An 11464-nucleotide genomic window follows, 5' to 3' on the forward strand; every position below is an offset into this window, starting at 1 on the left:
TCGACCTTAAGCCTGTTCGACAACGCGCCCAAGCGCGAGTCGGGACAACAGCGCCATTTCATGACAGGCATACTCCCCAGCCAGACCCTGGCCCAGATGATCGAAAGCGGCGCGCTTGCCGCCACAGACGGATTCGAGCCGGGCCAGATCCAGCCCGCCAGCCTTGATCTGCGGCTCGGGCGCACCGCCTACCGGCTGCGCGCCAGTTTCCTGCCCGGCGCGGGACGCACGGTGGAAGACCGCCTGAACGGCGACATCGTCATGCACCGGATCGACCTCAGCGAAGGCGCGGTTCTGGAGACGGGCTGCGTCTATCTTGTCCCGCTGGCCGAGCGTCTGGCCCTTCCGGAAGACGTCTCCGGCGCGGCCAACCCGAAAAGCTCCACCGGCCGTATCGACGTGTTCACGCGCGTCATCACAGACGGCGCGCAGGCCTTCGACGCCGCGCCAGCCGGCTATCAAGGCCCGCTCTATCTGGAAATCAGCCCGCGCACCTTCTCTGTCCTGGTGCGGCCGGGCGCGCGTCTGGCGCAGATCCGCCTGCGCCGCGGAAGCCCGGCGCCGCTGAAGGAAATCACCTTGGGCGTGGACCTGACGGGCGGCGAGTCCGGAGTCATCGGCTATCGCGCGCGCCGCCATTCCGGCCTGATTGATCTTGAGAATCTGGGCGGTCACGATCCCGCCGATTTCTGGGAGCCGGTGCCAGCGCGCGGCGGACGCATGGTTCTGGATCCGGACGAATTCTATATTCTCGCCTCCGCCGAAAGCGCCTCCGTCGCGCCGGATGAGGCGGCGGAAATGGCCCCCATCGCCACCGAGATCGGCGAATTCCGCGCCCATTACGCCGGCTTCTTCGACCCCGGCTTCGGCTGGGAATCCGCCGGCGGCGCAGGCTCCCGCGCCGTGCTGGAGGTGCGCGGCCGCGATGTGCCCTTCATGCTTGAGCACGGACAGGCCGCCGCCCGCCTTGTCTATGAATCGCTGGAAGCCCCGGCGGACGCCGTCTACGGCGCCAGCGGCTCCCACTACCAGGCCCAGGGCCTGAAACTCTCGAAACATTTCGGCGGGTGGGGCTAGACGGGGACGCCTTCAGGCCCCGGGCCGGGCAATATTTTCCATCGCCAGCGTAACGCCCGCGGGCGACAAGCCTTTCCGCGCAGGAAGCGTCTCGGGCGTCTGGATATCCCAGACCAGACCCATGCGCTCCAGCAACTGGATGAACCGCCAGCCGGGGTCGCTCTGTCCGGGATAGTGGCCGTGGCGGGCCGAACCCGGGAATGCATGATGATTGTTGTGCCAGGCCTCGCCCATCGTCACGAACCCGGCGACCGGCACGTCATGCGCCTGAACGCCCGCCCCGTCGACCAGCCAGGATTGCGGGCCCTCCCGCTGGGCGTAACGCCCGATCAGCCAGTGCATGGTCACGCTCAGGCTGACCCGTACGAAAACGCCCCACACAACCCATGCGAAACCGCCCATGAGGAACAGGACCGCCGCCAACACGCCCTGTTGCAGCATCCAGGTCCGCTCGAGGAAGCGGTAAAAGCGGTCTCCCGTCACCGTCTCGCCGGGATCGAAGCGCGGCGGATGATAAAGCTCCAGCCGGCAGTGCAGGTTCATCCATGCATCGCGCCAGAACCCGGCCCGGTGAGAATAGAAATCGTGGCAGTCCGGCTGGCGCTGCGCCCAGTCGCGCATGTCATGCGTGCGGATCATCCAGAACGGACCGCCCATCCCCACCATCGCGCCAAACCACACCAGAACATGTTCGGTCGGTTTCGAGCATTTGAAACTGCGGTGAATCAGCAGTCGGTGATAGCCGACCGAATGACCCGCGCAGAGCGTCAGCGCGGTCAGCCCGAGAAAAACAAGGAAAGCGTCCAGCGTGAAAAAGAGCGGCCCGAGAAACGCGGCCCCCGCCAGCATGGCACCGTTCCAGATCGAATAGGCGGGGCTCCACCTGATCCGTCCCCTGACGGCGTCCGCCGCCTGTGTCTGGTGGATGGAATTGACCTTGTAGGGATCGCGTTCTTCCGACACCGCCGCCTCCAGGCAATTATATATTTAAGTAATCCCTTATTTCCTTAATCGCTGAAAGTCAATCATTTAACTTATTTCTTAAATCTCTATATGATCGTCGAATGATGGAGATTCGTTGATGCAGCGCGTGTTTGAAGCCCTGGCGTCGCAAGTGCGCCGCAAAATTCTGGCCTATCTGTCGGAGTCGGAACTGACCGCCGGCGAAATCGCGGAGCGTTTCGAAATTTCCAAACCCGCCGTGTCCCAGCATCTCGGCATTCTGGAGAATGCCGGTCTGGTCGAGCGGGAAAAACGCGGCCAGTTCGTTCACTACCGGATCGTGCAGGACAATCTGACCAATACGCTGAACGATTATGTCCAGCAGGTCTGCCCGGTCAGCCGTCCCCTGCGCCGGGAGAGCGCGGAAATCGCCCGCAAAAAGGCGAAGCCCTAGGCCGCCCGCCCCACCGTTTCGACCAGCGAGTCGACGATCTTCTCGACCTTCCGGGCGTCGTCGCCCTCGGCCATGATGCGGATCAGGGGCTCGGTGCCGGATTTTCGGATGACGAGGCGCCCTGAATCGCCCAGCTCGGCTTCGGCCTCGCGGATCGCCTCTTTCACTTCATCGGCCTCCAGCGGCGCGCCGGACTTATAGCGGACATTCTTCAGGATCTGAGGGGCCGGTTCGAACTGGCGCAGGATCTGGCTGGCCGGCTTGTCGGCCTCCACCATCGCGGCCAGCACCTGCAGCGCCGCCATCAGGCCATCGCCGGTCGTGGCGAAGTCCGACAACACAACATGGCCGGACTGCTCGCCGCCCAGATTGTAGCCGTCGGCGCGCATCTTCTCGACAACATAGCGGTCGCCGACCTGCACGCGCTCGAGGGCGAGCCCGTCCTCTTTCAGGCAGCGCTCCAGCCCCAGATTGGACATGATGGTCGCCACGATGCCGGGCTTGGCGAGGCGCTCGCGCTTGTGCCAGGACCGCGCGATCAGGGCGAGGATCTGGTCGCCGTCGACGATCTCCCCGTGCTCGTCACAGACGATGATGCGGTCGGCGTCGCCATCCAGCGCCAGTCCGATATCGGCGCGCATTTCCTTGACCTTGGCGGCCATAGCGCCGGGATGGGTGGAGCCAACCTCGTCATTGATATTGAAACCGTTCGGGCTGACGCCGACCGAGATAACCTCCGCCCCCAGCTCCCAGAGCGCGGCCGGGGCGACCTTGTAGGCCGCGCCATTGGCGCAATCGACCACCACGCGAAGCCCGTTCAGGCGCAGGCGGCGCGGCAGGGTGGCTTTCACGATCTCCACATATCGCGCCTGCGCGTCATCCACGCGCTTGGCTCGGCCCAGCTTGTCGGCCGGGGCCAGCTCTTCCTCCAGCCCCCGGTCCATCAGGCTCTCGATTTCCAGCTCCGTGGAATCGTCCAGCTTGTAGGCGTCCGGCCCGAACAGCTTGATGCCATTGTCGTGATAGGCGTTGTGCGAGGCGGAAATCATCACGCCGAGATCAGCGCGGAGCGAGCGCGTCATCATCGCAACGCCCGGCGTCGGCAGCGGACCGAACTGGAAGACGTCCATCCCGACCGAGGTGAAACCCGCCACCAGCGCCGTCTCGATCATATAGCCGGAAAGACGCGTATCCTTGCCGATCACCACCGAATGGCGGCGGCCCGTATCGCGCCGGAAATAGCGCCCCGCCGCCTGGCCGAGGCGCAATGCGGTTTCCGCGGTCATTGGCGGCTTGTTGGTCAGGCCGCGCACGCCGTCGGTTCCGAAATAGCGTTTTTCCATTCTGGCGCCTCTTTTTTCGCCGTAATTCAATTGCAGGCAACATGACTCGGTCGCCATTTACCTTTGCCGGGTTATAGCGTCCATGACCTGACGAATCGCTAAAGGGATCAGTTCAATGTGCGGAATTATCGGAATTGTCGGTGACAAGCCGGTCGCAGAGCGGCTTCTGGACGGCCTGCGGCGGCTGGAATACCGCGGTTACGATTCCGCCGGGCTGGCCGTACTGGACGACGGCAAGGCCGCGCGCCGGCGCGCCGCCGGCAAGATCAAGGCGCTGGAATCCGCATTCGAGGCCGATCCCGTCGACGCCCATATCGGCATCGCCCATACGCGCTGGGCCACGCACGGCGCGCCGAATGAGACAAACGCCCATCCCCATCGCGCCGGCCGTGTCACAGTCATCCATAACGGCATCATCGAGAATTTTCGGGAGTTGAAGGACGAGCTGCACGCCAAGGGCCGCACTTTCGTCACCCAGACCGATTCCGAAGCGGTGGCCGTGCTGGTCGACCAGGCGATGGACGAGGGAATAACGCCCCGCGAAGCCGTGCAGGGCGCGCTGTCGCGGCTGGAAGGGGCGTTCGCGCTGGTCTTCCTGTTCGATGGCGAGGATGACCTTCTGATCGGCGCCCGGCGCGGCTCTCCGCTGGTGGTGGGGCTGGGCGACGGGGAAACCTATCTGGGGTCGGACGCCATGGCCGTCGGCCCGCTGACCCGCCGCGTGATCTATCTGAAAGAGGGCGACTGGGCGGTCGCCACGCGCGCCGGCGCAACCGTTTATGACGAGGACAATCAGGAAGTGACGCGCCCTGTCGCGCTGCTGGAAGCCAATCAGGCCGTGGCCGCCAAGGGCAATCACCGCCACTTCATGGAAAAGGAAATCTACGAACAGCCGGAGGTGGTGGCCCGCACCCTCTCGGCCTATGTGAACGAGGACCTGACGATCAGCCTGCGCGACGGTCTGGATTTCTCACAATTTAGCCGCGTCCTTATCACGGCCTGCGGCACCGCCAGCTTCGCCGGCGAGATCGCCCGCTACTGGTTCGAGCAGGTGGCGAAACTTCCCGTCGAGGTCGATATCGCCTCGGAGTTCCGCTACCGCGAACCGGCGCTGGACACGGGCGCGCTGGCCCTGTTCATCAGCCAGTCGGGCGAGACCGCCGATACGCTGGCCGCCCTGCGCTATTGCAAGGATGCGGGCCTGACCACCGCGGCGCTGGTGAACGTGCCCGAATCCTCCATCGCGCGGGAGGCGGACATCGTCCTGCCAACCCTGGCGGGGCCGGAGATCGGGGTTGCCTCCACCAAGGCCTTCACCTGCCAGCTCGCCGCGCTTGCCGCGCTGGCCGTGGCGGCGGGCGCGCAGCGCGGCGCGCTGTCGAAAGACGAGGCCACCGCCCATGCCCGTTCGCTGATGCACGCGCCGCATTTGATGAACAAGGCGCTGGAGACCGAAACCGATATTCAGGCCATGGCGCAGGAACTCTCCCGCGCCCGGGACGTGCTGTATCTGGGCCGCGGCGTCTATTTCCCGCTGGCGCTGGAGGGCGCGCTGAAGCTGAAGGAGATCAGCTATATTCATGCGGAGGGCTACGCCGCCGGCGAGCTGAAGCACGGCCCCATCGCGCTGATTGAGGACGGCACGCCGGTCATCGTCATCGCCCCGCACGACAAGCTGTTCGACAAGACCGCCTCCAACATGCAGGAGGTCGCGGCGCGCGGCGCGCGTCTGGTGCTGATTTCCGATGAAAAGGGCCTGAAGGAAGCGGCCGACCTGGAGCCCGCCGGCATCGCCGCGCCAGAGGCCGATCCCCTGATCGCGCCCATCGTCTACGCCGTCCCGGTGCAGCTTCTGGCCTATCACGTGGCTGTCGAGAAAGGCACCGATGTGGACCAGCCGCGGAACCTCGCCAAGTCGGTAACGGTTGAGTAGCCCGCCCCGCGCTTTACCCTGTGCCGGACACGGCCCCCAGCAAGAGTGATGAAATGAAAAAAGTCCGCAAAGCGGTCCTGCCCGTCGCCGGTCTCGGCACGCGCGTCCTGCCCGCCACGAAGTCCATCCCGAAAGAGATGCTGCCGGTCTTCGACCGCCCCGCCATCCAGTACGTGGTGGACGAGGCGCTGGAAGCGGGGATCGAGCATCTGGTCTTCGTCACCGGCCGCAACAAGGGCGCGATCGAGGACTATTTCGACCGCGCCTATGAGCTGGAAACCACGCTCCAGAACAAGGGCAAGGACGACGTGTTGGCGGAACTGGAAGCCTCCATCCCCGAGCCCGGCTCCATGAGCTTCGTGCGCCAGCAAGCCCCCAAGGGGTTGGGCCATGCCATCTGGTGCGCCCGCGACGTCATAGGGGACGAGCCCTTTGCCATCCTGCTGCCGGACGTGCTGGTGAAGGCCGCGCCCTCCTGTCTTGCGCAGATGACCGCCGCTTACGAACAATCGGGCGGCGGCAACGTGATCGCGGTGGAGGAAGTGGCGCGCGAGGACGTGAACAAATACGGCATCATCGACCCTGAAGGCGGGACCGAGGGCGTCATCAAGATGAAGGGCATGGTGGAAAAGCCGGACGTCGATTCCGCGCCCTCCAACCTCTCCATTACCGGCCGCTATATCCTGCAGCCGGAAATCTTCAAGCTACTGGCGACGCAGGGGCGCGGCGCGGGCAACGAAATCCAGCTGACCGACGCGATGGCGCGGCTGATGGAGGAGCAAGCCTTCCACGCCGTGAAATATGAGGGCCGCTCATATGATTGCGGCAACAAGATCGGATACCTGACCGCCATCGCGGCCTATGCCCTGAACGATGCCGAATGGGGCGCGGAGGCCCGTCAGGCCTTGGCGGATGCGCTGGACGGCGCGTCCTGAGCGGCGCGCCATTCCTTCAGCCAGTCCACGAAACGCGAAACCCCGTCTTCCAGCGCGACCTTGTTTTCGAAGCCGTAAGCCTCGCGGATATGGGTCACATCGGCGGAGGTGGTCAGCACATCGCCCTTGTGGCGCGGCAGGTCTTCGCGCCGCGCCGGCTTGCCGACGGCTTTTTCCAGCGCGGTTACCAGCTCCAGAACCGGCCGCGCGTGTGAACCGCCGATATTGAACAGGCGGTGGCGCCCGCTCTCCGGCGCATCTTCCACGACGCGGACCAGCGTATCGATGACATCGTCGATATAGGTGAAATCGCGCACCATCTCGCCGCCATTGAAAAGATGGATCGGCTCGTCCCGCATCATCGCTTCGGCGAACAGCCAGTAAGCCATGTCCGGCCGGCCCCATGGGCCATAAACGGTGAAGAAGCGCAGCCCCGTCTGGGTCAGGCCATAAAGGCTGGAATAGGCGTTGCTCATCAGCTCGCCGGACCGCTTGGTCGCGGCGTAGAGCGAAGCGGGGTCATCCACCCGGTCCTCTTCGGAGAACGGCGCGGCGTCGCGTTCGCCATAGACGGAACTGGACGAGGCATAGACCAGGTGGCGCACGCATTCGGCCCGCCGCGCGGCCTCGATCACCGACAGATGCCCCATCATGTTGGAGCGGCCATAAGCCAGCGGATTTTCCAGCGAATAACGAACCCCCGCCTGCGCGGCGAGGTGCAGGATCCGCTCGGGCTTCACCGCCTTGACCAGCGCCTCCGTGACCTCCGCATCGGCCAGGTCCAGCTTTTCGAAGGAGAAGGCGTCAGAACGGCCAAGCTCGGCCAGGCGCGCCTGTTTCAGGGCCGGATCGTAATAATCATTGATGACATCCACGCCTACGACTTCCGCGCCGCGCGCCATCAGCGCGCGGCAAGCGTGGAAGCCGATAAACCCTGCGGCGCCAGTGACGAGAATTTTCATCTTGCTGCGAGATTTCCTGTCAGGCGCGGCCCTTGCGCCGCGTGATGGATTGCCGCGCTTGGTAACCGATCCCGCTGAACCTGTCGATCAAGCGGGCGCAATCGGCGACCGCGATCCATAAGCGATGAAATGCGGATTGGCGAAATCGGAATCCAGCGCCTGCTCGCGCTTGTCATAGCTGAGCGGCTGACCGTCCACCGTGGTCACGCATCCGCCCGCGCTGACCAGCACGGCGTGACCGGCCGCGGTGTCCCATTCCATCGTGCGGCCCAGCCGCGGATAGACATCGGCCGCGCCTTCCGCCACCAGGCAGAATTTCAGGGACGATCCGGCGGAGACCGTGTCCGTCACGCCCAGCGCCTTTAGAAAATCGTCCGTCTCCGGGGTGCGGTGGGACCGGCTGGCCACCGCGGTCGGCGGGCTGGCCGGCTGGCGCACGGACATGGGTTTGAGGTCATATTCGCCGGGATTGCGGCAATCGACTTCACCGGTCCTGGCGTGATCGCCACACCCGACATAGAGCTTCTTCGTAGCCGGCGCATAGACCACGCCGATCACCGGGGTACGGTCCCGCACCAGGCCGATATTCACCGTAAAATCGCCGCCGCCGCGAATGAATTCCTTGGTGCCGTCCAGCGGATCGACCAGGAAGAAATCCCCGTCCGTATCGGGAATGCGTCCCGCCTCGACAGACTCCTCGGCAACCACCGGACAGCCGGGCGCGAGCTTGGCCAGCTCTTTCAGGATATAGGCCTCGGCCCGCTGGTCGGCGATGGTGACCGGCGAGTCGTCGTCCTTGCGCTCGACTTCGAGGGAATTGCCCTCATAGACGTCCAGGATGATCCGCCCGGCCTCAAGCGCGATGCGCTCCAGGCCCTTGATCAGGTCGGCGTCACAGATCGAATTTGTGGCCGACATAGCCCAGAAGCTCCTCTACGCATTCCTCGACGCTGCGCTCTGCGGTGCGCAGGGTAAAATCGGCCTCGGCCGGCTCTTCATACGGCGCGGAAACGCCGGTGAAGTCCTTGATCTCGCCCGAACGCGCCTTCTTGTAGAGGCCCTTGGGATCGCGCTCCTCGCACACTTCCAGCGGGGTCGCGACATAGATCTCGTGGAAGCCCTCGCCCACCGAATCCCGCGCCCGCTGACGGTCGGAGCGATACGGGGAAATGAAGGATGAGAGCACGATCACGCCAGCGTCGGAGAACAGCGAGGCGACCTCGCCCACGCGGCGAATATTCTCCGCCCGGTCTTCCGGGGAGAAGCCCAGATTGGCGTTCAGCCCGTAGCGCACATTGTCGCCGTCCAGCACGTAGGTGGAGTAGCCGCGTTCGAACAGCGCTTTTTCCAGCGCCACGGCGATGGTGGATTTGCCCGCGCCCGAAAGCCCGGTGAACCACAGCACCCCGCCCTTGTGATGGTTGCGGCGTTCGCGCGCCGCGCGGTCCACATTGGTGGTGACCTTGTAGATATTGGTGGACTTCACGGTGCTCAGCGAGCGCTGATCCGGATAGCCCTCCATGGAGATGATGCCGCCGCCGGCGATGTCGTAGCCATCGACGATCACAAAGCGCCCGGTGTTCGGATTCTCGGTGAACTCGTCCAGCGCGATCATGCGCTTGCAGCGGATGATCACCTCGCCAACCTGATTGCGCTCGACCTGTTCGGCTTCGCGGTTGGACAGGTCCCCGGTGTCGACGATGCGCTCAACCGACTCGATCTTGGCGTTCGCCTGCAGCGTGCCGATCTTGATCTTGTAGGCTTTCTTGACGCTCAGCGGCTCGCGGCCGAGCCAGAAGATGCGCGCCCGGAAGACGTCCGTCTCCACGGGAGGATTATCCACCTGGCTCATGATCTGGCCGCGCTCGACGAAGATCTGCTCTTCCAGCGTGATGCCGACGCTCTCGCCCGCGGAGGCCGCGGTCGGGTTCTCGCGGCTGTCGGGCCAGGTCTCGATGCTCTTGATGCGTGAAGACTTGTTCAGCGGGGAGAACATCACCCGGTCGCCCACGCGCAACTTCCCGGACTCGATCCGTCCGGCGATGATGCGGCGGTCGTCAAACTTGTAGACGTCCTGAACCGGCATGCGCAGCGCCTGGTGGGACAGCGGCTCGGGCATCTTGAAGCTGTCGAACGCCTCGACCACCGTCGGACCCTTGTACCAGCCCATATTGGCTTTTTCGTCGCCATCGGTGCGCATGGCGATCATGTCGCCCTCGCGCGCGGAAACCGGCACGACGAACGTCGCATCGACCCCGACGGAGTTCAGATACTGACGGTACTCGGCCTCGATCTCGTCGAACCGGGCCTGGCTGTAATCCACGCGGTCCATCTTGTTCACCGCGACCGCCACCTGGCGCACGCCCATCAGGGACAGCAGATAGCCGTGGCGGCGGGACTGCTCCTGCACGCCCTCGCCCGCGTCGATGACCAGCAGCGCCGCATCGGCCTGCGCCGCGCCGGTGACCATGTTCTTCAGAAACTCGGTATGGCCCGGCGCGTCGATGATCGTGTAGTCGCGCTTTTCGGTGTGGAACCAGATCTGCGAGGTGTCGATCGTGATGCCCTGATCACGCTCGGCCTGCATGGCGTCCATCAGGAAGGCCCATTCGAAGGGCATGCCGCGCTTGCGGCACATCTCGGTGATCGCTTCCATCTTGCCGTCCGGCAGAGAGCCGGTGTCATGGAACAGGCGGCCGACCAGCGTCGATTTGCCGTGATCCACGTGACCCACGATCACGGTGCGCAGAAGCTCGCGGTTGCGGTCCGCCTCCGCCTGGATTTTAGCGTCTTTGGGCATGGGCATGTCTTTCGTCATCGGACCCGGTGTAAATGGAGAGGGCGCGCGCCGGCGCTAGAGGTAACCGCCTTCGCGGAGACGTTCGAAAGCGTCTTCGGTCTCGTGATCCATGGCGCGGCCGGAGCGTTCGGAAACCTTGGTCGTGCGCAGTTCCTGGATGATCTCCTCGACCGTCGAGGCGTCGGAATCGACCGGGTTGGTGATGTCCTGATCGCCCAGCGAGCGGTAACGCTTGCCGTTCTTGGAGAAATACAGGGAGATCAGCGGGATCTCCTCGCGCTTGGTGTATTCCCAGATATCCAGCTCCGTCCAGTGCAGCAGCGGATGGATGCGGATATGCGTGCCCTCGGGATAATCGGTCTTGTACTGGTCCCAGAATTCCGGCGGCTGATCGCGGAAATCCCAGTTGCCTTCCAGCCCGCGGGGCGAGAACACACGTTCCTTGGCGCGCATGGACTGCTCGTCCCGGCGGATGCCGGCGACCAGACCGTTGAAGCCATGCTTCTGGGTCGCCATGCGCAGGCCCGCCGTCTTGCGGGCCGCGGAGCGCGCGGCCGGGCCAAGGCCCTCGCCGTCAATGTCCTCGATCGGCGGACATTCCTCGCGAATGAAGTCCAGACCCCATTCCTCGGCGTAGCGGTCGCGGAATTCATACATTTCGGGAAATTTCTTGCCCGTATCGACATGCATCACCGGAAACGGGATGTGACCCAGAAACGCCTTCTTGGCCAGCCAGACCATGACGTTCGAGTCTTTGCCCAGCGACCACAGCAGGGCCATCTTGTCGATGCGATTGAATGCTTCGCGGAAAATATAGACGCTTTGCGCCTCGAGCCTATCGAGCCGATCCATGACTGGCCGTCCGTTCCCTTTAGATTTGGCGTACACGCGAGCCGAAACGGGCGAAATGCTGCGCATCCCGCCCACCGGCGCGCGAACCTAGCGATACGCCGTCATAGGGGCAATCACTAACCAATCATTATTCGCAGCTACGCTGGTTCATTGATTGCATGGCGGG

Annotated in this window: 10 protein-coding genes; 4 read left to right on the forward strand and 6 right to left on the reverse strand. The window is 64.2% G+C overall.

Annotated elements, in window-relative coordinates:
• Window positions 1–60 precede the first annotated feature (60 nt).
• Entirely contained in the window at window positions 61–1077 is a 1017-nt protein-coding gene (locus L338_RS13185; protein ID WP_027068546.1) for a 2'-deoxycytidine 5'-triphosphate deaminase, read from the forward strand.
• Window positions 1078–1089: 12 nt separating this feature from the next.
• Here L338_RS13185 and L338_RS13190 read toward each other — a convergent pair whose 3' ends face one another.
• On the reverse strand, window positions 1090–2040 hold the full coding sequence (locus L338_RS13190) for an acyl-CoA desaturase (protein WP_022698865.1): 951 nt from the start codon (window positions 2038–2040) through the stop codon (window positions 1090–1092).
• Window positions 2041–2158: 118 nt separating this feature from the next.
• On the opposite strand from L338_RS13190, the gene L338_RS13195 reads away from it, so the two are divergent.
• Entirely contained in the window at window positions 2159–2473 is a 315-nt protein-coding gene (locus L338_RS13195; RefSeq protein ID WP_022698866.1) for a metalloregulator ArsR/SmtB family transcription factor, read from the forward strand.
• Here the strand turns inward: L338_RS13195 and glmM are convergent.
• Complete coding sequence (glmM, locus tag L338_RS13200; RefSeq protein ID WP_022698867.1) at window positions 2470–3816, reverse strand: phosphoglucosamine mutase; 1347 nt, start codon at window positions 3814–3816, stop codon at window positions 2470–2472. The genes L338_RS13195 and glmM overlap by 4 nt on opposite strands.
• A gap of 115 nt (window positions 3817–3931) precedes the next feature.
• On the opposite strand from glmM, the gene glmS reads away from it, so the two are divergent.
• Window positions 3932–5749 (forward strand): glutamine--fructose-6-phosphate transaminase (isomerizing), encoded by a 1818-nt coding sequence (gene glmS / locus L338_RS13205; RefSeq protein WP_022698868.1) that lies wholly within the window; start codon window positions 3932–3934, stop codon window positions 5747–5749.
• Between the two features lie 53 nt (window positions 5750–5802).
• Window positions 5803–6684, forward strand: coding sequence for a UTP--glucose-1-phosphate uridylyltransferase GalU (gene galU, locus L338_RS13210; protein ID WP_022698869.1), 882 nt, complete (start codon window positions 5803–5805; stop codon window positions 6682–6684).
• On the opposite strand, the gene L338_RS13215 is transcribed toward galU, so the two are convergent.
• From L338_RS13215 to cysD, 4 genes are all read right to left on the reverse strand, one after another.
• A complete protein-coding gene (locus tag L338_RS13215) occupies window positions 6648–7646 on the reverse strand; it encodes an SDR family NAD(P)-dependent oxidoreductase (RefSeq protein WP_022698870.1) in 999 nt (332 codons plus the stop codon). The two genes, galU and L338_RS13215, sit on opposite strands and share 37 nt — an antisense overlap.
• A gap of 87 nt (window positions 7647–7733) precedes the next feature.
• Window positions 7734–8564 carry a 3'(2'),5'-bisphosphate nucleotidase CysQ gene (cysQ, locus tag L338_RS13220; RefSeq protein WP_022698871.1) on the reverse strand — a complete coding sequence of 277 codons (831 nt, stop codon included), beginning with the start codon at window positions 8562–8564 and terminating at the stop codon, window positions 7734–7736.
• Window positions 8539–10446, reverse strand: a complete 1908-nt coding sequence (gene cysC / locus L338_RS13225; RefSeq protein WP_051122796.1) for an adenylyl-sulfate kinase — start codon at window positions 10444–10446, stop codon at window positions 8539–8541. The genes cysQ and cysC overlap by 26 nt, the downstream gene beginning before the upstream one ends.
• A gap of 54 nt (window positions 10447–10500) precedes the next feature.
• Entirely contained in the window at window positions 10501–11364 is an 864-nt protein-coding gene (gene cysD, locus L338_RS13230; protein ID WP_422110948.1) for a sulfate adenylyltransferase subunit CysD, read from the reverse strand.
• Between the last annotated feature and the right edge of the window lie 100 nt (window positions 11365–11464).

The sequence above is a fragment of the Euryhalocaulis caribicus genome, from assembly GCF_000412185.1.
In the GTDB taxonomy this organism is placed as follows: domain Bacteria; phylum Pseudomonadota; class Alphaproteobacteria; order Caulobacterales; family Maricaulaceae; genus Euryhalocaulis; species Euryhalocaulis caribicus.

What these genes read in the sequence shown, in the direction of transcription:
- L338_RS13185 (WP_027068546.1), top strand. Translation starts at nt 61, where the DNA reads ATGACAGGCATACTCCCCAGCCAGACCCTGGCCCAGATGATCGAAAGC.
- L338_RS13195 (WP_022698866.1), top strand. Translation starts at nt 2,159, where the DNA reads ATGCAGCGCGTGTTTGAAGCCCTGGCGTCGCAAGTGCGCCGCAAAATT.
- glmM (WP_022698867.1), bottom strand. Translation starts at nt 3,816, where the DNA reads ATGGAAAAACGCTATTTCGGAACCGACGGCGTGCGCGGCCTGACCAAC.
- glmS (WP_022698868.1), top strand. Translation starts at nt 3,932, where the DNA reads ATGTGCGGAATTATCGGAATTGTCGGTGACAAGCCGGTCGCAGAGCGG.
- galU (WP_022698869.1), top strand. Translation starts at nt 5,803, where the DNA reads ATGAAAAAAGTCCGCAAAGCGGTCCTGCCCGTCGCCGGTCTCGGCACG.
- L338_RS13215 (WP_022698870.1), bottom strand. Translation starts at nt 7,646, where the DNA reads ATGAAAATTCTCGTCACTGGCGCCGCAGGGTTTATCGGCTTCCACGCT.
- cysQ (WP_022698871.1), bottom strand. Translation starts at nt 8,564, where the DNA reads ATGTCGGCCACAAATTCGATCTGTGACGCCGACCTGATCAAGGGCCTG.
- cysC (WP_051122796.1), bottom strand. Translation starts at nt 10,446, where the DNA reads ATGCCCAAAGACGCTAAAATCCAGGCGGAGGCGGACCGCAACCGCGAG.
- cysD (WP_422110948.1), bottom strand. Translation starts at nt 11,364, where the DNA reads ATGCGCAGCATTTCGCCCGTTTCGGCTCGCGTGTACGCCAAATCTAAA.